The sequence below is a fragment of the Mesorhizobium sp. f-mel genome (assembly GCF_053850215.1).
The window spans coordinates 12,337-33,806 of sequence record NZ_JBSPTO010000001.1 but is presented as its reverse complement, the minus strand read 5'-3'; the positions used below and the strand labels follow the sequence as shown (position 1 = coordinate 33,806).

18 protein-coding genes, 3 tRNA genes and 2 pseudogenes are annotated in these 21,470 nt (G+C 62.2%); 16 read left to right on the top strand and 7 right to left on the bottom strand.

The window, feature by feature from the left end; all coding sequences use genetic code 11:
• Positions 1-20 precede the first annotated feature (20 nt).
• A complete protein-coding gene (locus ACWUKX_RS00175) occupies positions 21-884 on the bottom strand; it encodes a prephenate dehydratase (protein ID WP_456002816.1) in 864 nt (287 codons plus the stop codon).
• Positions 885-912: 28 nt separating this feature from the next.
• Positions 913-1,641, bottom strand: coding sequence for a 3-deoxy-manno-octulosonate cytidylyltransferase (locus ACWUKX_RS00170; RefSeq protein ID WP_456002814.1), 729 nt, complete (start codon positions 1,639-1,641; stop codon positions 913-915).
• 193 nt (positions 1,642-1,834) lie between these two features.
• Here ACWUKX_RS00170 and ACWUKX_RS00165 point away from each other — a divergent pair, with 193 nt between their 5' ends.
• The 8 genes from ACWUKX_RS00165 (at position 1,835) to ACWUKX_RS00130 (ending at position 11,577) form a co-directional block, all read left to right on the top strand.
• Positions 1,835-2,539: a c-type cytochrome gene (locus tag ACWUKX_RS00165; RefSeq protein WP_456002812.1), complete on the top strand. Its 705-nt coding sequence runs from the start codon at positions 1,835-1,837 to the stop codon at positions 2,537-2,539.
• A gap of 158 nt (positions 2,540-2,697) precedes the next feature.
• Positions 2,698-4,578 (top strand): extracellular solute-binding protein, encoded by a 1,881-nt coding sequence (locus tag ACWUKX_RS00160; protein WP_456002810.1) that lies wholly within the window; start codon positions 2,698-2,700, stop codon positions 4,576-4,578.
• Entirely contained in the window at positions 4,578-6,464 is a 1,887-nt protein-coding gene (locus ACWUKX_RS00155; protein ID WP_456002808.1) for an extracellular solute-binding protein, read from the top strand. The genes ACWUKX_RS00160 and ACWUKX_RS00155 overlap by 1 nt, the downstream gene beginning before the upstream one ends.
• The gene (locus tag ACWUKX_RS00150; RefSeq protein WP_456002806.1) at positions 6,451-6,744 is read left to right on the top strand and encodes a hypothetical protein; all 294 of its coding nucleotides are present in this window, start codon (positions 6,451-6,453) and stop codon (positions 6,742-6,744) included. Before ACWUKX_RS00155 ends, ACWUKX_RS00150 begins: the two co-directional genes overlap by 14 nt.
• Positions 6,744-7,838 carry a microcin C ABC transporter permease YejB gene (locus ACWUKX_RS00145; protein ID WP_065005922.1) on the top strand — a complete coding sequence of 365 codons (1,095 nt, stop codon included), beginning with the start codon at positions 6,744-6,746 and terminating at the stop codon, positions 7,836-7,838. Before ACWUKX_RS00150 ends, ACWUKX_RS00145 begins: the two co-directional genes overlap by 1 nt.
• Positions 7,838-8,977, top strand: a complete 1,140-nt coding sequence (locus tag ACWUKX_RS00140) for an ABC transporter permease (RefSeq protein ID WP_029356996.1) — start codon at positions 7,838-7,840, stop codon at positions 8,975-8,977. Before ACWUKX_RS00145 ends, ACWUKX_RS00140 begins: the two co-directional genes overlap by 1 nt.
• The gene (locus ACWUKX_RS00135) at positions 8,974-10,605 is read left to right on the top strand and encodes an ABC transporter ATP-binding protein (RefSeq protein WP_456002804.1); all 1,632 of its coding nucleotides are present in this window, start codon (positions 8,974-8,976) and stop codon (positions 10,603-10,605) included. Before ACWUKX_RS00140 ends, ACWUKX_RS00135 begins: the two co-directional genes overlap by 4 nt.
• A 30-nt stretch (positions 10,606-10,635) precedes the next feature.
• Positions 10,636-11,577 (top strand): 2-hydroxyacid dehydrogenase, encoded by a 942-nt coding sequence (locus ACWUKX_RS00130; protein WP_456002802.1) that lies wholly within the window; start codon positions 10,636-10,638, stop codon positions 11,575-11,577.
• Between the two features lie 101 nt (positions 11,578-11,678).
• On the opposite strand, the gene ACWUKX_RS00125 is transcribed toward ACWUKX_RS00130, so the two are convergent.
• Positions 11,679-12,038 (bottom strand): hypothetical protein, encoded by a 360-nt coding sequence (locus tag ACWUKX_RS00125; protein ID WP_455849708.1) that lies wholly within the window; start codon positions 12,036-12,038, stop codon positions 11,679-11,681.
• A 216-nt stretch (positions 12,039-12,254) separates the two neighbouring features.
• Here ACWUKX_RS00125 and ACWUKX_RS00120 point away from each other — a divergent pair, with 216 nt between their 5' ends.
• Complete coding sequence (locus tag ACWUKX_RS00120) at positions 12,255-13,265, top strand: ligase-associated DNA damage response exonuclease (RefSeq protein ID WP_456002800.1); 1,011 nt, start codon at positions 12,255-12,257, stop codon at positions 13,263-13,265.
• 51 nt (positions 13,266-13,316) lie between these two features.
• Entirely contained in the window at positions 13,317-14,918 is a 1,602-nt protein-coding gene (locus ACWUKX_RS00115) for a cisplatin damage response ATP-dependent DNA ligase (RefSeq protein ID WP_456002798.1), read from the top strand.
• An 81-nt stretch (positions 14,919-14,999) separates the two neighbouring features.
• Here the strand turns inward: ACWUKX_RS00115 and ACWUKX_RS00110 are convergent, their stop codons facing one another.
• Positions 15,000-16,226 carry a hypothetical protein gene (locus tag ACWUKX_RS00110; RefSeq protein WP_456002796.1) on the bottom strand — a complete coding sequence of 409 codons (1,227 nt, stop codon included), beginning with the start codon at positions 16,224-16,226 and terminating at the stop codon, positions 15,000-15,002.
• A 339-nt stretch (positions 16,227-16,565) separates the two neighbouring features.
• Here ACWUKX_RS00110 and ACWUKX_RS00105 point away from each other — a divergent pair.
• A tRNA-Thr gene (locus ACWUKX_RS00105) sits at positions 16,566-16,641 on the top strand.
• A gap of 63 nt (positions 16,642-16,704) precedes the next feature.
• Here ACWUKX_RS00105 and ACWUKX_RS00100 read toward each other — a convergent pair.
• Positions 16,705-17,832 carry a PQQ-dependent sugar dehydrogenase gene (locus tag ACWUKX_RS00100; RefSeq protein ID WP_456002794.1) on the bottom strand — a complete coding sequence of 376 codons (1,128 nt, stop codon included), beginning with the start codon at positions 17,830-17,832 and terminating at the stop codon, positions 16,705-16,707.
• 300 nt (positions 17,833-18,132) lie between these two features.
• Between ACWUKX_RS00100 and ACWUKX_RS00095 the strand changes: the two genes are divergently transcribed.
• From ACWUKX_RS00095 to ACWUKX_RS00075, 5 genes are all read left to right on the top strand, one after another.
• A complete protein-coding gene (locus ACWUKX_RS00095; RefSeq protein ID WP_456002792.1) occupies positions 18,133-18,558 on the top strand; it encodes a globin family protein in 426 nt (141 codons plus the stop codon).
• Positions 18,559-18,624: 66 nt separating this feature from the next.
• Positions 18,625-18,951 (top strand): hypothetical protein, encoded by a 327-nt coding sequence (locus tag ACWUKX_RS00090; protein WP_456002790.1) that lies wholly within the window; start codon positions 18,625-18,627, stop codon positions 18,949-18,951.
• Between the two features lie 127 nt (positions 18,952-19,078).
• A complete protein-coding gene (locus ACWUKX_RS00085; protein ID WP_456002788.1) occupies positions 19,079-19,615 on the top strand; it encodes a DUF2380 domain-containing protein in 537 nt (178 codons plus the stop codon).
• Between the two features lie 44 nt (positions 19,616-19,659).
• Positions 19,660-19,735: transfer RNA gene (locus ACWUKX_RS00080), tRNA-Thr, on the top strand.
• A 227-nt stretch (positions 19,736-19,962) separates the two neighbouring features.
• Positions 19,963-20,101, top strand: a tRNA-Arg gene (locus tag ACWUKX_RS00075).
• A gap of 157 nt (positions 20,102-20,258) precedes the next feature.
• On the opposite strand, the pseudogene ACWUKX_RS00070 reads toward ACWUKX_RS00075, so the two are convergent.
• Together ACWUKX_RS00070 and ACWUKX_RS00065 are read right to left on the bottom strand one after the other, a co-directional pair.
• Positions 20,259-20,385 (bottom strand): annotated as a pseudogene (locus ACWUKX_RS00070) (IS5/IS1182 family transposase); the annotation flags it as partial.
• Positions 20,370-21,424, bottom strand: a pseudogene (locus ACWUKX_RS00065) (bile acid:sodium symporter family protein). The pseudogenes ACWUKX_RS00070 and ACWUKX_RS00065, both read right to left, overlap by 16 nt.
• Positions 21,425-21,470: the final 46 nt, after the last annotated feature.

Here is a 21,470-nt window from a genome sequence, read left to right as displayed (position 1 = left end):
TCCGAACACCGTAGGGGGAGCTAATCCGCCACCTTCCATTGCTCGCGCGATTCGCTGGCCGGGTAGACGCCCAGAATCCGCATTTCGCGCGAGAAGAAGGCAAGCTCGTCGAGCGCCAGTTTTACCAGCGGATCGTCGGGATGGCCCTCGATATCGGCGTAGAACAGGGTCGCCGTGAATGCGCCGAGCTGGTAGCTCTCCAGCTTGGTCATGTTGATGCCGTTGGTGGCAAAGCCGCCCATCGCCTTGTAGAGCGCGGCCGGCACGTTGCGGACGCGGAAGATGAACGTCGTCATCATCCTGGCTTCGGCGGAAGGGCGTTGTGCCCACTGCCTGTTCTTGGTCAGCACGACGAAACGGGTGACGTTGCTGTCGGTGTCCTCGACATTCTCCTCGATGATGTCGAGCCCGTAAAGCGTCGCGGCCAAGGCCGGCGCCAACGCCGCCATGGTGCGGTCCTTCAGCTCGGCGACCAGCTTGGCGGCGCCCGCCGTGTCGCCGGCGACCACCGGCTTCCAGCCGTTCTTGCGGATGTATTTGCGGCACTGGCCGAGCGCATGGATGTGGCTGTGCACGGTCCTGATCTCGTCGCGCCTGACGCCCGGCAGAACCATCAGCTGGAAATGGATCGGCAGGAAATATTCGCCAACGATGTGCAGCTTCGATTCCGGCAGGAGATGGTGGATGTCGGCGACGCGACCGGCAATCGTGTTCTCGATCGGGATCATGGCGAGGTCGGCTTTGCCGGTCTCGACCGCATTGAAGGCATCCTCGAAGGTCGGGCACGGCAACGGCTCCATATCAGGGAACATGTTGCGGCAGGCGGTGTCGGAATTGGCGCCCGGCTCGCCCTGGAAGGCTATTCTGTTGGTTTTTTCAGGCATGCCAAATGGCTCAGGTTGATCAAATGCATCAGGTCGAAAGAATGGTTCTGGCGCGTTCGAGGTCGTCCGGCGTGTCGACGCCGAACGGCGCCGACTGCACGATCTCGGCGTCGATGCGCATGCCGGCCTCCAGCGCGCGCAACTGCTCGAGCTTCTCGCGCCGTTCCAGCGGCGACGGCTTCAGCGCGACGAAGCGTTCGAGCGCGGCGCGGCGATAGGCATAGAGGCCGATGTGATGATAGAGCGGCCCCTCGCCCCAGGGTGCCGTGGCGCGGGTGAAATAGAGCGCCCGCAGCCGTGTCTCCGACAGCGGCGAGCCGACGATCTTGACGACATTCGGATTGGTCTTTTCCTCGTCGCGGACGATCTCGATACCGAGCGTGGCGATGTCGACCGTCGCATCCTCGAAAGGCCTCAGCGCGGCATTGATGATGTCGGGATCAATGGTCGGCAGGTCGCCTTGCACATTGACGATCGTTTCGACCTTGCGCCCGGGATCCAGCGTGGCCAGCGCCTCGAAGATGCGGTCGGAGCCCGATTCGTGGCCCACCCGCGTCATCACCGCCTCGAAACCGTGCGCGCGCACCGCTTCGGCCACGCTCTGGGTATCGGTGGCGACCACCACCCGGCCGAGCCCGGCCTCGGCGGCGCGGCGGGCGACATGGACGATCATCGGGACGCCGGCGATATCGGCCAGCGGCTTGCCCGGCAGGCGGGTCGAGGCCATGCGGGCCGGGATGAGAATGAGCGTGGACATCGGGTGATGAAGCGTCCGAAAAAGAGGAAGGGAAAAGTGGCAAAAGGTCTCACTGGAAGCGCCCTTATAGGTGTTGCAACGCCAGAGCAAAAGACCTAGTTTCCGCCCGATTTGACCGCCTCGCGGGGTGGTTCACGATTACCGACGGACGGAGTGGACGGATCGGTCCGCCGGAAAAGGGAGCCTGGGGCGTATGGACTCTTTCGAAATCAACAAGCTGATCGGCGGCCTGCTCGGAACCGTGTTCGTCGTCTTCTCGGTCGGCATCGTGTCCGATGCGCTGTTCGCCTCCCCCGCACCGGAAAAACCCGGCTTCGCCATCGAGGCGACCGAGGAGCCTGCCGAGGGTGGCCCGGCAGCCCCCGCTGCAGAAGCCAAGCCGATCGCCGACCTCCTGGCCAACGCCAATGTCGAGGCGGGTGCCGCCGTGTTCAAGAAGTGCCAGGCCTGCCACTCCGGCGAGAAGGGCGGACCGAACAAGGTCGGCCCCGATCTGTGGGACCTCATCGACCGTCCCGTCGCCGAGCATGCGGGCTTCGCCTATTCGGCCGGGATGAAGGATTTTTCCAAGGGCGGCGCCGAGAAGTGGACCTACGACAACATCAATCACTTCCTCCTCTCGCCGAAGAAGTTCGTGAAGGGCACGGCGATGGGCTTCGCCGGCCTGCCGAAGGACGAGGACCGCGCCAACGTCATCGCCTATCTGCGCACGCTGTCGGACAGTCCAAAGCCGCTGCCGGCACCCGGCGCTTCGGCCGAGAATGCCGCCGCGCCCGCCGAAGGCGCGGCGCCGGCCAAACCGGCAGAAACTGCAGCACCGGCCAAACCCGCAGAGGGTGCAGCGCCGGCCTCACCTGCGCCGGCCCCAGCTGCTCCGCCACCAGCGCCGGCGCAATAACGCAATTGTAATCGTACATTCCTTGAAAAAGCCGGGTTCAGCCCGGCTTTTTCAATGGGAAAAGCGCATGTGCGGCGACAAAGGCGACCTGTCGCGGTTTTCATGAGCGTCAAATGAACTAGATTGTCGGCTGACAGCTATCGCGCAGAGGAGAAGGCATGACGGTTGGTCGAACGTTTCTCAGATCGATGCTGATTGCGGCCGCTTTTGCCGGCGGCCTGCAGACAGCCTTCGCCCAGGAATGGCGCACCACCTCATCGCTGATCGGCGAATCCAAATATGGCGAGAACTTCCAGCACTACGACTACGTCAACCCGAACGCGCCGAAGGGCGGCACGCTGAATTCGGTGGTGCTCGGCACGTTCGACAGCTTCAATCCGTATATCGTGCAGGGTTCCTTCGCCGCCGGCTTCGTCCCTTTCGGTGGCGGCCTGCTCTACGACACGCTGATGGAGCAAGCGACCGACGAAGGCAGCGTCAGCCATCCGCTGATCGCCGACGCCTACAAACATCCGGACGACTATTCCTCGGCGACCTATCGTCTCGATCCGCGGGCCAAGTGGCATGACGGCAAGCCGATCACCAGCGACGATGTGATCTGGTCGTTTCAGGTGCTGAAGGCCAACAGCCCGATGTACAGCCGCTATTTCGAGAATGTCACCGATGCCGTCGCGATCTCGGACCGCGAGGTCGAGTTCCATTTCGACCAGAAGGGCAATCGGGAGCTGCCGAAGATCCTCGGCGATCTGGTGGTGCTGCCGAAGCACTGGTGGGAAGGCACCGACGCCAACGGCAAGAAGCGCGATATCACCAGGCCGACGCAGGAGCCGCCGCTCGGCTCGGCCGCCTACAAGATCGCCAGCTTCAAGCCTGGCACTGAGATCGTCTGGCAGCGCGTGCCGGACTACTGGGGTGCCAAGCTGCCGGTGAAGATCGGGCGAGAGAATTTCGACAGGCAGCGTTTCAGCTACTTTCTCGACGACAATGCCTCTTGGCAGGCCTTCACCAAGGGCGGCTTTGAGGATTTTCGCGTTGAGTCACGGGCCCAGAGATGGGCAGTCGAGTACACCTTTCCCGCCATCAAAGCGGGGGACGTCATAAAAGCGGAATATCCCACGACCTCGCCGGAACCCATGCAGGCCTACGTGATGAACACGCGCCGGCCGCTCTTTCAGGACGTGCGCGTGCGCCAGGCTCTGACCTACGCCTATGATTTCGAGAGCATGAATCGCACCATCTTCTTCGGCGCCTATACGCGCACGGACAGTTATTTCGAAGGTGGCGATTTAGCCTCAAGCGGCCTGCCGCAGGGCAAGGAGCTGGAAATTCTCGAGCCCTATCGCGACAAGCTGCCGCCCGAACTGTTTACCCAGGAGTTCAAGCTGCCCGTCTACACCACGCCGCAGTCGGGGCGTGAAAATCTTCGGAAGGCCTATGACCTCTTCAAGCAAGCGGGTTGGGTCAATCGCGGCGGCAAGCTCGTCAACGAAAAGACCGGCGAACCGTTCAGGATCGAATTTCTCGGCAACGACCCCGTAGACGAACGCGTCGCGGGGCCCTTGATTGACAATCTCAGACGTCTCGGCATCGATGCCACGCTACGCATCGTTGACGACAGCCAGTACACGAACCGGACCCGCGCCTTCGATTTCGACATGCTGGCGGTTGCCGGCTTCCAGCAATCCAATTCGCCGGGTAACGAACAGCGGGATTTTTTCAGCTCCACTGCAGCCGATACACCCGGGGCACGCAATTTGGCAGGGATCAAGAACCCGGTGGTCGACGCGCTTATCGACCGGGTGATCTTCGCCACCGATCGGGACGATCTCGTAGCGGCCACCCACGCACTGGACCGGGTGCTGCTCTGGAACTACTACATGATCCCACAGTGGCACTTGGGAAAAATTCGTATCGCCTACTGGAACAAATTCGGCATCCCGGAGAAGCAACCGGCCTATAGCGGCGTCGACCAGAATTCCTGGTGGATCGACCCGGACAAGGAAAAGGCGCTGGCGGCAAAATACATGAGTGGCAATTGATGACGGCGCTCCCCCGCCGCGCTCCTCTGGCCCGCCGCGACTTTCTGGCCCTGGGCGCCGCGGCCACGGCGGCAGCTTTGCTGCCCGGCCGGGCCTTCGCCGCCATCGCGACCGGCGTAAAGCTGCACGGCCTGTCGGCCTTCGGCGACCTCAAATATTCCCCAGGTTTCACACATTTCGACTATGTCAATCCGGACGCCGCCAAGGGCGGCCAGATGAATTTCGCACCGCCGAACTCCATCTTCAATCAGAGCTTCCTGACGTTCAACACGCTGAATTCCTTGGTGTTGAGGGGCGAATCGCCGCCGCGCACCGAACTCTGTTTCGATTCGCTGATGGCAAGCGCACTCGATGAGCCGGATGCGGTCTATGGCCGGCTTGCCGAGTCCGTCACCTTATCGCCGGACCGCAATGGCTTCCGCTTCAGCCTGCGACCGCAAGCGCGCTTCCACGACGGCTCGCCACTGACGGCGGAGGACGTCGCCTTCGCATTGAAGCTTTACAAGGACAAGGGCCACCCGAACCTCTCCCAGGTGTTGCGGCACATGACGGAAGCGGTGGCGGTCGATCCGGTTACCCTCGACCTTACCTTCAACGGCAAACAATCCGCGCAGAATATCCTTGCGATCGTCGCAATGCCGATCGTGTCCAAAGCCTTTTATACGGTCAATGATTTCGATGCCTCGACGATGAAACCGCCGCTCAGCTCCGGACCATATAAAATAGGGCGCGTGGCCGCCGGGCAGACCGTCGAATATGAACGCGTCGCCGACTATTGGGGCAGGGATCTGGCCGTGAACCGCGGCCTCTATAATTTTGACCGCATCCGTATCGACTTTTACATCAATCGCCAGGCAGCGTTCGAAGCCTTGAAAAAGGGGGACACGCATTTTCGCGAGGAATTTACCTCGCGGGTATGGGCGACCGGTTACGACTTCCCGGCGCTGAAGGACGGCAGAGTCGTCAAACGCGAATTTCCCGGCGAGAAAACGCCATCCATGCAGGCTGTCGCGCTGAACCAGCGTCGCCCGCAATTCCGCGATGTGCGCGTCAGACGAGCGATCGCCAATTGCTTCGATTTCGAATGGACCAGGCGGGTTTTGTTTTACGGCGCCTACGAGCGCTCGCAATCGAACTTCGAACGGTCGGATTACAAGGCCGAGGGCCTGCCCTCGGCCGAGGAATTGGCCCTGTTGGAGCCGTTTCGAGCCGAGCTGCCGCCGGAAACCTTCGGCGAAGCGGTGATGCAGCCTGTCTCCGACGGTTCGGGCCACGACCGTAAGCTGCTGCGCGCGGCTTCGAGACTGCTTGCCGAAGCCGGCTGGAAGCGGGCGGGCAATTTTGTCGTCAATGAAAAGGGCGAGCGGCTGCGGGTGGAAATGTTGGCCGAGGACGATGGCATCGTTCGGCTTTTCTCGCCGTGGGCCGAGAACATGAAAACGATCGGCATCGACGCTTCGATCCGGCAGGTCGATTCGACGCAGTATGAACAGCGGCAGAGCAATTTCGACTTCGATTTCAGCCTGCTCGCGTGGTCGATCGGGGCGACGCCGACTGCCGACGGCCTGGAGATACTCTATGATTCCCGGATGGCGAAAACGCCGGGAATGCGCAACTATCCCGGTACGGAAAGCAAGGCCATCGATGCGCTGATCGAGGCAGCCGGCAAGGCGCAAAGCCGGATCGAACTGGTCACGGCGCTCAAAGCGCTCGATCGGGTCTTGCGCGCGCGGCTAGACTGGATTCCAACATATTATCTCGCGAATCACCGAGTAGCCTATTGGGACATGTTCGGCTTTCCCGAGCAGAAGCCTGATTTCGGCTTTCCGGTCGAGGCGCTGTGGTGGTTCGACAAGGACAAGGCGGCAAAGATTGGCAAAGCCTAAATTTCTTGCGGGCGTTGGCGCCGCCCCTCACCTGCCTGCCGGCATCCTCTCCCCGTATAGCGACGGGGAGAGGAGCGCTTCCATCGAGGGTTTCGCCAATCAAAAGCGTGGCAATAAAAGCGCCGAGATTGCGGCCGGCCCCTTTCTCCCCGTCACTATACGGGGAGAAATGTCCGGCACGACAATGAGGGGCGGCGCCAGTGTCGAAAATTGGTTCGAGGCGATTGCCTTGGCGGCATCTCCAGACACAATGGTCTCCCTCAAGGAAGACAACATCTGATGGGCGCCTATATCCTGCGCCGCATCCTGCTGATGATCCCGACCCTGTTCGGCATCATGGCGGTGTCCTTCGCGGTCATCCAGTTCGCACCGGGCGGGCCGGTCGAGCAGGTCATCGCCAGGCTGACCAACCAGGGCGGCAGCGATCGCCTTGGCGGTGGCGGTGGCGACGCCGGCGCCAGCAATTTCGACGTGGCCGGCGACGTCGGTTCGAAATATCGCGGCGCGCAGGGGCTCGACCCCGAATTCATCGCCAAGCTGGAAAAGCAGTTCGGCTTCGACAAGCCACCGCTCGAGCGCTTCGGCATGATGCTGTGGAACTATATCCGGTTCGATTTCGGCGACAGCTATTTCCGTGACATCTCGGTGATCGATCTGATCCTGGAGAAGATGCCGGTATCGATCTCGATCGGGCTGTGGATCACGCTGCTGTCCTACCTGATCTCGATCCCGCTCGGCATCCGCAAGGCAGTCAAGGACGGCTCGGCATTCGACGTATGGACCAGCGGCGTCGTCATTGTCGGTTACGCCATTCCGGGCTTCCTGTTCGGCATCCTGCTGATGGTGCTGTTTGCCGGCGGATCCTTCTACGACTGGTTTCCGCTGCGAGGCATCACCTCCGACAATTGGGACCAGCTGTCCTGGCCGGCGCGGATCGTCGACTATCTCTGGCACATGACCTTGCCGCTGACGGCGCTGGTGTTGTCGGCCTTCGCCACCACGACACTGCTGACCAAGAATTCGTTTCTCGAGGAAATCCGCAAGCAGTATGTGGTGACCGCTCGCGCCAAGGGCCTGTCGGAACGGCAGGTTCTCTACGGACACGTCTTCCGCAACGCCATGCTGATCGTCGTTGCCGGCTTTCCCGGCGCCTTCATCTCGGCCTTCTTCACCGGCTCGCTGCTGATCGAGAACATCTTTTCACTCGACGGCCTCGGCCTGCTCGGTTTCAGGTCGGTGGTCGAGCGCGACTACCCGGTGGTGTTCGCCAATCTCTACATCTTCTCGCTGCTTGGCCTGATCGTCGGGCTCCTGTCCGACCTGATCTATACCTGGGTCGACCCGCGCATCGACTTCGAGCGGAGAGACGTCTGATGGCCGGGGCCGCAGCCGAAACGGCGCCGGACCGGATTGCCCGGCCCTGGCTGTCGCCGCTCAACCAGCGGCGCCTGCAGAATTTTAGGGCCAACCGGCGCGGGTATTGGTCGTTGTGGATCTTTCTCGTGCTTTTCGTGCTGTCGCTGTTTTCCGAATGGATCGCCAACGACAAGCCGGTCCTCGTTTCCTACAAGGGCGAGATCCTGTTTCCGGTCCTGGTCGCTTATCCCGAGGAGAAGTTCGGCGGCTTTTATGCGGTCACCGACTATCGTGACCCGGTCATCCAGGACGAGATCAATGCCCATGGCTGGATGATCTGGCCGCCGGTCCGCTACTCCTACCGGACCGTCAACAACGCGATCCCCGAGGCGGCGCCAACCAAGCCGTCCTGGCTCTATGACGTCAAGACACGCTGCAACCAGTATCCGCAAGGTACCGCCGACCCCAATTGCGCCGTCGGCAACTGGAACTGGCTGGGCACCGACGACCAGGCCCGCGACGTGCTGGCGCGCGTTATTTACGGATTCAGGGTCTCGGTGCTGTTCGGCCTGATCCTCACCGCCGGCTCGGCGCTGATCGGCGTGACTGCCGGGGCATTGCAGGGCTATTTCGGCGGCTGGACCGACCTTCTGTTCCAGCGCTTCATAGAGATCTGGTCGGCGATCCCGGTGCTTTATCTCTTGCTGATCGTCGCCGCCATCCTGCCGCCCGGCTTCTTCATCCTGCTTGGACTGATGCTGCTGTTCTCGTGGGTGGCGCTGGTCGGCGTGGTGCGGGCCGAGTTCCTGCGCGCCCGCAACTTCGAATATGTCAACGCCGCCCGCGCGCTCGGCGTACCCAATGGCACCATCATGTTCCGGCATCTGTTGCCAAACGCCATGGTGGCGACACTGACCTTCCTGCCCTTTCTGCTCAGCGGCTCGATCTCGACGCTGACCTCGCTCGACTACCTTGGCTTCGGCCTGCCGCCCGGCTCGGCGTCGCTGGGCGAGCTCCTGAAGCAGGCGCAGCGCAACCTCAACGCGCCATGGCTGGGCATTTCCGGCTTCGTCGTCATCTCGCTGATGCTGTCGCTGCTGGTCTTCGTCGGCGAAGCAACCCGCGACGCCTTCGATCCGCGCAAGACGTTCAGATGAGCGAAGCCCCTCTCCTCTCCGTGCGCGATCTCAGCGTCGCCTTCGCGCAGGAAGGCCGCCAGTCGATGGCCGTCGACCACATCTCCTTCGACATCGCCAAGGGCGAGACGGTGGCGCTGGTCGGCGAATCCGGCTCCGGCAAGTCGGTCTCGGCGCTTTCGGTGCTGAAGCTGCTGCCTTATCCGGCTGCCAGCCATCCATCGGGAAAGATCCTGTTCCAGGGCGCCGACCTGCTCGCCACCAACGAGAAGGCATTGCGCCGCGTGCGCGGCAACAAGATCACCATGATCTTCCAGGAGCCGATGACCTCGCTCAATCCGCTGCACACGATCGAGCAGCAGATCATCGAGGTGCTGGCGCTGCACCAGGGCCTGGGCGACCGCCAAGCCAGGGCGCGCACCCTGGAGCTGCTCAACGAGGTCGGTATCCGCGAGCCGGAGAAGCGGCTCGACGCCTATCCGCACCAGCTTTCCGGCGGCCAGCGCCAGCGCGTCATGATCGCCATGGCACTGGCCAACGAACCGGAACTGCTGATCGCCGACGAACCGACGACGGCACTCGACGTCACCGTGCAAGCGCAGATCCTCGAACTGCTTGCGGAGCTGAAGAGCCGCAAGGGCATGTCGATGCTGTTCATCACCCACGATCTCGGCATCGTCAGAAAGATCGCCGACCGGGTCTGCGTGATGACCAAGGGCAAGATCGTCGAGACCGGACCGACGAAAGATATCTTCGCCAACCCGCAGCACACCTATACGCGGCATCTGCTGGCCGCCGAACCGAAGGGCAAACCGCCCGCCGCCAACGCTGCCGCCAAGCCTGTGATGACCGGCCAGAACATAAAAGTCTGGTTTCCGATCAAGAAGGGCTTTTTCCGGCGCACCGTCGACAATGTGAAGGCGGTGGACGGCATCGACGTCACCGTGCGCGCCGGCCAGACGCTCGGCGTCGTCGGCGAATCCGGCTCTGGCAAGACCACGCTCGGCCTGGCGCTGGCCAGGATGATCTCGTCGACCGGGACCATTCGGTTCAACGGGCGCGATATCAACGAACTGTCATTCAATGCCATGCGGCCGCTGCGGCGCGAGCTGCAGATCGTCTTCCAGGATCCGTTCGGGTCGTTGAGCCCGCGCATGTCGGTCTCCGAGATCATCGAGGAAGGGCTGGAGATCCACGAGCCGAAGCTGTCGCACGATGAGCGCGACAAGCGCATCGTCGATGTGCTCGGGGAAGTCGGGCTCGATCCCGCCACGCGCAATCGCTATCCGCACGAGTTTTCCGGCGGCCAGCGCCAGCGCATCGCCATCGCCCGCGCCATGGTGCTCAACCCGCGCTTCGTCATGCTGGACGAGCCGACCTCGGCGCTCGACATGAGCGTGCAGGCGCAGGTGGTCGATCTTCTGCGCAACCTGCAGGCGAAGCACGACCTCGCCTATCTGTTCATCAGCCACGACCTGAAGGTCATCCGCGCGCTTGCCAACGACGTCATCGTCATGCGCAATGGCAGGATCGTCGAAGCCGGCCCATCCGAACAGATTTTCGAACGGCCGCAGACCGACTATACCAAGGCGCTGATCTCGGCCGCATTCAGGATCGAAACGGCGCCGGTCGGCATCGTCAGCGAGTAGCCTGTACCGCATAAGGAAATAGAATCCGCAATGGAAAAAGGCCGTATCCTGCTTGCCCTCACCGGTATCCATCCAGGCCGTTGGCGCGAACTCTTGTCGGCGGAACGCGAGGTGGTGCTCGAGCCGGACGGCGCCAGCGATCCCTCGATCACCTATGCGGTGGTGTGGCAGCAGCGACCCAACCTTCTGTCGTCGCTGCCCAATCTGCGCGCTGTCTTTTCGATCGGCGCCGGCGTCGACCACATCTTCGCCGATCCCACTTTGCCCGACGTGCCGATCGTCAAGGTCGTGGCCGACAACCTGACCCAGTACATGACCGAATACGTCGTCTGGCGGGTGCTCGATCACCATCGCCAGGGCATGCTCTACCGGTCGCAGCAGCAAAAGAAGATCTGGCACGAGCCACCGCAGCGACCGGCCGGCGACATCTCCGTCGGAATCATGGGGCTCGGCACACTTGGCCGCGCGGCGGCGTCGGTGCTTTTGTCGCTCGGCTTTGCGGTCAATGGCTGGTCGCGCAGCGAGCGGCCGATGAACGGCGTTTCGACCTATGCGGGCGAGGCCGGATTGGTCCCCTTCCTCAACGCCACCGACATTCTGGTGGTGCTTTTGCCACTCACGCCGCAGACGCAAGGCGTCATCAATTACGGCGTGCTGAAGGAATTGAGGAAACGCAACGGCCTCGGCGGCTCGGTGCTGATCAATGCCGGGCGCGGCAAGTTGCAGAAGGACGCCGACATTCTGCGTGCGCTGGAGGACGGCACACTCAAGGAAGCCAGCCTCGACGTGTTCGAGGTCGAGCCGCTGCCGAAGACCAGCCGGCTGTGGACCCACCCGAAAGTGTTCGTGACGCCGCATGCGGCGGCGACCTCCGACCCCGTGCATCTGGTGCCGATTATGCTGCGCCAGATGGCCGCCTTCGAGCGCGGCGGGAAGCTCGAGAACGTGGTGGATCGCGACGCGGGGTATTAGAGCGCCGCGCGTCCAATTGAACGCGCAAAGGACGCTTTAACATTTTTTGAATCGACGCATGATCCTTTCCGGAAATCGATTCCGATTTCCGGGATCATGCGCTAACCCGGCAGGCCAAGCTTGGTCTGCTTGGCCGGCTTGCCACATTCGCGGCGGGCGATCGACCGGTTCATGGCATCGATCCGGCCGCTCGCCTGTTCGACCTCTCGCTGGGCCTTGGAACGGGCGTCCGGCATGAACGGGCCGAGGCCCACCCCGGTATCGGAGAAGGACGGCTTGGCATCCTGTGGAAGGCGGTATTGCTGTGCCAGCCGGTTGCGTTGCGCCAGCAATTGATTGCAGGGCACGCTGTCATATTGCAGCGAGGACTGGACATTCGCGTCCTGTCGCTCGGCAATCGAGGTGCCGATGCAACCGGCTATTGCCAGGCAAGATGCCAAGACCACCAAGTTCCAGCGCATGCAACGTCCTCCGTGTCGGTGTCCTGCCCTTTCGGGCATGCGAATCGGACTTTTTTCGCAGCCGCCGCCACGTGTGGCGCAGGTGAACGAAAATGATCGCCGACGAGGCCTGATGCGGTTTCACGATAGACGTCCCGCCGACAGTTGCCTGTAAGCCGAGTCAGCAGTCACTTGCAACAGGCTTCCCGCGCCGGAATTAGCAACTATCTTGGAGCCATGCGCGCCAGTGACCTGCTTCATCCCCGGCCCGAGGGTCTCTATTGCCCACCCGGCGATTTCTTCATCGACCCGGTGCGGCCGGTCAACCGGGCGCTGATCACGCACGGCCATTCCGACCATGCCCGTTCAGGCCACCGCTCGGTGCTGGCCACACAACAGACGCTTGACATTATGGGGCTGCGCTACGGCGAGGACTTTGCCGGGACGACGCAAGCGGCAGCACTTGGCGAGGCGATTGCGCTGAACGGCGTCACCGTAACCTTCCATCCGGCCGGCCATGTGCTGGGCTCGGCGCAGATCGAGGTCGTGCATCAGGGCTCATGCATCGTCGCTTCCGGCGACTACAAGCGCCATAGGGACGCGACTTGCGAGCCGTTCGAACCGGTCAAGTGCGACGTGTTCATCACCGAGGCGACTTTCGGCCTGCCGGTGTTCCGCCACCCGCCCGATACCGAAGAGATCGCCCGCCTGCTGAAATCGACGGCGCAGTTTCCCGAACGCGCGCATCTGGTCGGCGCCTATGCGCTCGGCAAGGCGCAGCGCGTCATGCGGTTGCTGCGCGACGCCGGCTACGACAAGCCAATCTACATCCACGGCGCGCTGGCCAAGCTCAGCGACTACTATCAGCGCCAGGGCATCGACCTCGGGACGCTGGAGCCGGCGACAGTCGAAAGCGGTGGCAAGGACGACTTCACTGGGGCCATCGTCGTTGGCCCGCCCTCGGCCTTCGCCGACCGCTGGGCGCGACGCTTTCCCGATCCGATCTCGTGCTTTGCGTCCGGCTGGATGCGCATCCGCCAGCGCGCCAAGCAGGGCGGCATCGAACTGCCGCTGATCATTTCCGACCACGCCGACTGGGACGAGCTGACCGCCACGATCAGGGAGACCGGCGCCGGAGAAATCTGGGTGACGCATGGCCGCGAGGAGGCCCTGGTGCGCTGGTGCGAACTCGAAGGCATCGCCGCGCGGCCGCTGCATCTCGTCGGCTACGAGGATGAGGGCGATTGAGCTGATGGAAGGAACAATCGTCAACGCAGCGCTGACGCGGTTCTCACCGCCATGAATCGCTTCGCCGAACTCCTCGATCGCCTTGTCCTGACTCCGTCGCGTAACGGCAAGCTGACGCTGCTGAGCGATTATTTCCGCAGCGTCGAGGATCCGGATCGCGGCCTGGCGCTGGCTGCCATCACCGGCGACCTGACCATCGCGGCGGTCAAGCCGGCTATGCTTCGCATGCTGGTGATGGAGCGCATGGATCCGGTGCTGTTCGGCTATTCCTACGATTATGTGGGCGACCTGGCAGAGACCGTGTCGCTGGTCTGGCCGCAATCGCCCGCAGATATCGCCAACCATGAGACGACGCTCGCCGAGGTCGTCGCAAAGCTGCAGGCGGCGAGCCGTTCCGACGGGCCGAAGGTGCTGGCCAGACTGCTCGACAGCGCCAGCATCTCGGCGCGTTTCGCCATCATCAAGCTGGTCACCGGCGGGCTGCGCATCGGCGTCTCGGCGCGATTGGCCAAGCAGGCGCTGGCCGATCTCGGCAAGGTCGACATCGCCGAAATCGAAGAACTCTGGCATGGGCTGACGCCGCCCTATGCCGAGCTGTTCGCCTGGCTGGAAGGCAAGGCAGAAAAACCCAGAAAGACGGCTCTTGCGCTGTTCCGGCCGGTGATGCTGTCAAACCCGATCGGTGACGGCGATCTCGAAAAGCTCGACCCGGCCGACTACGCCGCCGAATGGAAATGGGACGGCATCCGCGTCCAGGCCGTATCGGAAGGCGGCATTCGCCGGCTCTATTCGCGCACCGGCGACGACGTCTCCGGGGCCTTTCCGGACCTCGCAGAGGCGATGGATTTTTCCGCCACCCTCGACGGCGAGCTTCTGGTCGGCGATCCCCTGCAGGCGACCGGTTCGTTCTCGGACCTGCAGCAGCGGCTGAACCGCAAGAGCGTGACACCGAAGATCCAGCAGCAATACCCAGCCTTCATGCGCTGCTACGACGTGCTTCAGATCGGCGACGAGGACTTGCGCGCGTGCTCTTTCCGCGAGCGGCGCGGTCGCCTCGAAGCCTTCGTGCAGACGCTCGATCCGAGCCGCTTCGATCTTTCGCCGCTGGTCGAATTCACCGACTGGCAGGCGTTGGAGGAATTGCGCCGCAAGCCGCTGCATCCGGTCATCGAAGGCGTAATGCTGAAGCGCTGGGATTCGCCCTATCTCACCGGCCGGCCCAAAGGTCCATGGTTCAAATGGAAGCGCGATCCGCACACGGTCGACGCCGTGCTGATGTATGCCCAGCGCGGCCACGGCAAGCGTTCGAGTTTCTATTCCGATTACACGTTCGGTGTCTGGTCCGGCCCGGAAGGATCGGAGGAACTGGTGCCGGTGGGGAAAGCCTATTTCGGCTTCACCGACGAGGAACTGAGGCAGATCGACAAATATGTCCGCGACAACACGATCGAGCGTTTCGGCCCGGTCCGCTCGGTGCGGGCCGACCGCAGACAAGGCCTCGTGCTGGAGGTGGCGTTCGAAGGGCTCAACCGCTCGACACGGCACAAATCCGGCGTCGCCATGCGCTTTCCCCGCATTTCACGGCTGCGCTGGGACAAGCCGGCGGCCGAGGCCGACCGCATCGAGACGCTGCAGGCGCTGCTTGACAGTTAAATTTTTGTTTTGAGCATCGGATTTTCCCAAAACCGGTTTCCACCCCGGGTCAGCCGTGGGCATGCTTTTGGGTCCGATGCTCTACGGAACAATCGAAACGCGGATCTCGTAGATGTCGACCGACTTGCCCTGTTTGTCAAAGTCGGAATTGATGGCGATGGTGCCGGCAGCACCCGGACGCTTGTCGGGAAACCGCACGTCGAACAGATATTCGTTGCGCTCGTGGCTGACCGCATAGCGCTTGCGGCCGCAGTCGCCGAGTTCGCCGAAATTGCAGTCGACGGAGATCTGCGTCTCCTTGCCCTCCTCGGAGCGGGCGATGATGTCGAACGTGGCGTGCTTGCCGGCGAGTTTTTCCAAAACGCCTTGCCCGACGTCGAAGCTGATCGCCGAACCGGAGGCGCCCGACCGGATGCGCAGGAAGGAACCGCTGTCGTCCTGCATGACTTCGGCCTTGGCATCCGAAGGCGCACTGACAAGCGTCGGGTCGCTCGGCGAAAACACATTGATCCAGTCGCGCTCCACATCGCCGGGGTTCAGCGGCGAGGCCGTGTCGCCTGGTGGCGTGAAATCATCGTCTTCCACAGTCGGAGCCGTTTGCGGCGGGGCCGTGTCGAGTTCGGCCGCTGACTTGAAGACGCCGGTCTGCGCAGCGAAATAGAGACCGATACCGACAGCTGCGAGCAGCGTCACGCCGAGGAAGATCGCGGTGAGAGGCAGGCGGGGGCCTCGCACCCGCCTGTCGTCGCGGTCGGGCATCACCTCTGCGTCATCGTCTCCGGTCGATGGAGGGGACGACAAGTCGATCTCCGGCGCACCGGGAAAAGCCGCTTCGGGCATGATATCGGGAACGACCGGCAAGACGCGCGAGCGCGGAGCGTCGGAAGCAGGGGGCGTGTAGGATGCAGGGGGCGCTTCGGATGCAGGAGGCTTCACCGGACCGTCGATAACGACGTCAGGCGGGGACGCGGGTTCAGCATCGGCGCCGGCATCCGTTTCCGCTTCGGCCTCGGCTTCGGCTTCGGCTTCGCTGTCAGCCGGCTGCTTCACCGCCGGTGCGGCAGCGTCATCATCGGTCGGCCGGCCCACGCCGGAAACCGCCGGCAGGAACTCGGATTCGATTTCGGTGATCTTGGCTTGCACCGCCTTGCGGCGCTTGATGGCGACTTCCACCGTCACGCCCGGGTTGGCCTGCAGGGCACGGTCAAGTGCGGCGAAGGCCGATCGATAGACCCGCTCGCGAAACGCGCGGTCTTCGGCATTGCCTTTCTCGAAGGCATTCCGGATCGCTTTTTCGATCGCGTCCAAACGGGACCCCTCTGCACGTACGGTCACATTGTCATGATCGTTAGCCGTAGGCGATCAATCAATCAACGGGCCAGCGGCCGCATTCTGCCTCGGCGAGGCATCCAAAGCCCATTTCGGCGGTTTTCGGTAAAGGAATCAACATTTTTCGCCGATTTCCCGATGCAGCGGCGACGCGACGTCCCGCAACCCGCCGGTACGGCATCGCGCCACCGAATGGTGGATCGGCGCGGCCGCCGCTTGAGGCGCGGCATGAGCCCACACGAAATGCCAAGACCCATCTTGAATTTATGATGGGTTGCGTCTATCACCCAGCGCATCTTGGAGGCCTCGGCTTCCCGGGCCGCTTTAGCTCAGTTGGTAGAGCACATCATTCGTAATGATGGGGTCAGGTGTTCGAGTCACCTAAGCGGCACCACTATTTCATTTTTCAAGGCTTTGCGCTTCTTTCCATCGGAGGTCTGTCACGCCCCGCATGGGCTCACTGCGATGTTGCCGGCGCCAGTCGCAATATCCTTCCCGCTGGCTCGTCGGTCAACGCCATTACCGCGCCGTCGGGAGCCTGCACCACGTCTCGGATACGCCTCCCGAGAGCGAGGACTTCCTCGCCGGCGACCTGCTTTCCGTCGATCCTGACACGAACGATGCCTTCCGCCGAAAGTCCGCCAATCAGGAGGTCGCCTCGCCAATCGGCAAACATGTCGCCGGTGTAGAAGGTCATGCCGGAAGGCGAGATGACCGGCGTCCAGCTATGGATGGAGTCGGCAAACTCCGGCCGGGTCGAAGGATCGGGGATGCGTTCGCCCGAATAATGCCGGCCCCAGCTGACCGCGGGCCAGCCGTGATTCCTGCCCGCTTGCGGAATGTTCAGCTCATCGCCGCCGCGCGGTCCCATTTCCGCCGTCCAGAGCACGCGGGTTTCGGGATGGATCGCTGCGCTTTGCACATTGCGATGCCCGTAGGACCATATCTCATCGGCGCCGTCCTTGCCGACGAAAGGATTGTCGTCAGGCACAGAACCATCGGGATTGATGCGGACGACCGTGCCGAGATGATTGTTCGCGTCCTGAGCCTGTTGCGCCTTGCCGCGATCGCCGAGCGTGACGAAGAGCTTGCCGTCCGGCGCGAATACCAGGCGGGAGCCGTAGTGGTGCCGGCTGGACACGGCTGGTTCCTGCCGGAAGATCACTTCGAAGTTCGAAAGCGCGCTGCCGTTCTTATCCAGACGTCCACGGCCGACGGAGGTGGCCGCGCCGCCGCCGCGTTCCTCCGAGTAGGAGAGATAAACCGTCCGGTTGTTGGCAAAGTCCGGATCGAGCGCCACATCCAGCAGACCACCTTGTCCGCTGGCGAGGACGTCCGGCACACCGTCGATCGGATCGGAAACGGCCCCCTCGGTCGAGACGAGCCGCAGGCGCCCCGGACGCTCGGTGACCAGCATTGCGCCGTCGGGCAGGTAGGTCGCGCCCCAGGGATGTTCGAGCCCTTCGGCAAAGGTCTCGACCGCAATGCGGCCGGTCTCGCTCTCGATGCTGCCGTCCTGCGCGAGCGTGGTCGAGGGCGCACCGAAGGCAAGAAGAAACGACGAAGCAATGAATATCCGCAGCATGATTTCTCCATCCGAACGGGGGCATAGGGGAGGAGCCGCCGGCTCCCCGATATAATGACCGACTGCCGATGCAGTTCCAAGCTGGCGCGCGCGCCTAGGTTTTCAACTGTGACCAGGTCCGGATCGAGCGAGATGAGCACGGGGCCTGTGGCACCCTCAGTACGATCTACCTAAAGCCAAATGAGCGCGAACTGAAAAACCATCGAGGCACAACTGAAACACATCTGCGCGCAGGCGACATGCACGCGAAACGCTTTGGGGCGATGGTCACCCCAAGCCAGGAACGCAGGAGCGTCGCCGATGACACCCGACCAGATTAGACTTGTCCAGGACAGTTTTCGCGAGGTCGTCCCGATTCGCGTGGCCGCCGCCGCGCTGTTCTATGACCGCCTGTTCGCGATCGACGCGGACCTTCGCGCGCTGTTTCCGGTGAGAGACATGACCAAGCAAGGCGCCAAGCTGATGGCGAGCTTGGGCTTCGTCGTGCACGGATTGGACCGTGCCGACACCGTCCTCCCGACGGTGCGCGTGCTCGCCAAGCGTCACGTGACCTACGGCGTCGAGGAGCGTCATTACCCGATCGTCGGGCAAGCGCTCATCGAGACGCTGGCAGTCGGCCTCGGTCCGGCTTTTACACCGGCTGTTCGCGACGCTTGGGAGGCAGCCTACGGGTTGCTCGCGAATGTGATGATCGCGGCTGCCCGCGAGGATCAGCTCGCAGCGTGATTTTATTGGATGCAGCCGAAGGCGACCATCCAGCCGAACGGCAAATCATAAATAGAGGAGAAAACGATGTTCAGATACACAGCTCTTGCAGCGCTTTGCGTTGTGGCAGGTTCCGCTTCTGCCGGCGAACTCACGGCCCGTCAGGGTGGGAGCGTCGATCTCGGCAACTTTCACGGCGTCGTCTACTACACGGAGGCGGCTGACGGCTACCGGGTGGTCACCACGATGGCGGCGGGCGAAGAAAGTTTGCCAGTACGCTTCGTCGCGACGCTCACTGAGGGCCAGGCGTTCGTGATCTCGGTCCCGGGCGAGTTGGCAGGGGCCGGCCAGGCACTCGAAATCTCGCGCGCCCAAGGCAGGCTCGTTGTCGCCAAGGTGGAGTCCACCCAGTAACGGGCGGAAAGTTGACGTTGCGACGTAACCGGATAGCCTTGCGCTTGCTTTCCGCGTCCTCCAACAACGCGACGAGACAATCGGCACCGCCAAAGGGATGACTATCGTCCCAACCTCGGAGAACGAGATGCTCAAGGTGCAATGCGCAGAGGTTCGATTTCGACTTTTTGAGTGCGGACGATTTTTCCTGACGCTGATCGGCGCTGGCGTGCTTGCGTCGGCCGCCTTTGCCGATGCCGAGCCCACGATCCTCGCCGTCGCGGATTTCGAGTTCAAGGATACATCCGGCGAAGTCAGGGACCAGACCGCCGAACACGAGGCGCGACTGAAGGCATTTGGCGTTGCGTTGCAGGATGGTCTTTCGGGCAACCAGAAGATCGACCTCGTCGCACTACCCTGTCAGGCAGAACAGTGCACCATTAAGGACCCCGGCCTTGTCGATCTCTCCAAGCGGGCAAGAACAGTCAGCGCGAAATATCTCCTGATCGGTCAGGTGCACAAGATGAGCACGCTAGTTGGCTGGGTGAAGTTCGCAGTGCTGGATTTGAACGACAACAAACCTGTCTGCGATCGATACCTGACCTACCGCGGGGATACCGACGAAGCGTGGCGACGCGCAGCAGAGTTCACGGCCCGCGACATCGAGAAGCACTGCATTCCGTAGCGTTGCGTCTATCACCAGCGCATCTGGGAAGACTTGGCTTCCCCGGCGCTTTAGCTCCGTTGGTAGAGCACATCATTCGTAATGATGGGGTCGCGTGTTCGAGTCACGCAAGCGGCACCAATTTTTCTCAGGAAAATCAAGGGTATAGATCCATCTGTCCGGGCGATCGAGTTGGAGACATCGCTTTGCGCCACGCCTTTGTCTCCGCGTTGTCTCCAGAAAAATGCTGGCTACCGGATACGGATGGCGAGCAGCGGCGGCGTTCCTGGCCTCGACGCTCCGCGCCAATCGCGATTCGGCGTGGGCGACGCGCCCGATTGGAGTACGGATTGCCGAAGACGACGGTGGCGCTCGTCGGTCCGTTTGCCGCAGCGGACCTAGAATCCGCGGTCCTTACGGATTTGTCGGCTCGCGTCCGACCGCCAGCACCCTCCCCTTAGACTACGAATCTGGGGGTCAGGAGTTCGAATCTCTTCGGGCGCGCCAACAATCTCAAACACTTAGCTAATCTGCACCGTTTCAATTTGGTGATCTGAAACGGTTTTTGAAACGGTTTTTGCACGAGCAGATATATCCGCGCGGCGAGGAGAACTACAGCGAACAATCTGCGTCGCGATTCCTCTAGTCTTAGTCTAGTTCTGATTCAGAGGCGCGTTGAGGCAAGCAGAACGGCGGCTAGGAAGTTTTCGAGCCGGCTTATCAAAGCGGGTGGCAATCCGTCGGAAGTGCTTGAGCTTGCAGAAGAAGCGCTCGATCAGGTTGCGCTGTCGGGCGCAAGCGCCTGCTGGATGTTGCCACTACATGGGGTAGCAAGGCCTGGTTTTCCTAGGGGCGGATGACACTGCGCTGGGAGACGACGGCCAGCACCGACAACTGGATCAGGTGAAACAAAATTAGCGGCAGAACAATGAGCGCGATTTGAGCTGGGTCGAACAAGATGCCGGCCATAGGCAGGCCTGTCGCAAGGCTCTTGGTCGAACCGCAAAAAAGAAGCGCTAGACGATCGCCCTTCGGGATGCTTGCAAAATCGGCTCACGATGAAGACGACTGCCATCACGACACCGAGCAGCAGAAAACAAAGAACGGCCAGGAGGGTAATGTCGGACCAGGAAAGGCGGCGCCAGATCCCAGCGACAACGCCTGCGGAGAAGGCCGAATAGACAATCAGCAGGATCGATCCGCGATCGACGATCATGGTCGCCTGCTTATTCCGGTTCAGGAAGTCCGCCAATAACGGCCGCAACAGGTGGCCTATCACGAAGGGCAGGAGAATCTGCTGCGCGATCTTCCAGACCGCGTCTAATGGCTCGCCTTCGCTCGCGCTGGTATGGAGCACTATCGCGAGCAGGAGCGGACAAATCACTACGCCGATCAAATTCGATAGTGAAGCCGCGCACACTGCCCCGGCAACATTGCCTCCAGCTACGATGTGAACGCAATGGAACTCTGCACCGTGGACGGCAGGCAACCGAGATACATGAAGCCGAGCCCGACGGCGGCCGGGAACCAGTCATGCGAAAGACCGAAAAGACCCAGGGCAAGCACGGGGAAGAGGATATAGGTGGCGGCCCGGCAGGCTGCCTGAAGCTTCCAGTTCGTCAGGCCGGCGAGCGCTGCGGACAGCGACAGTCTGGCGCCGTACAGGAAGAACAGCAAGGCTACCGCCCAGAAAGTCACCTTTGAAAGCGCCGTCGCAAATCCGCCTTGCGCGGGAACAAGTGCGGCAAGGGCCACCGTCAAGATCAGAATGAGCAGGTAGCGATCCAGGCCGACGCGCTTCAGCCCGGCCCTAATAGTCCTCAGCAGCATGGTGGCCGAACCCTCAGGCGTTTGGATTGGAAGTGACTGTCGCGGG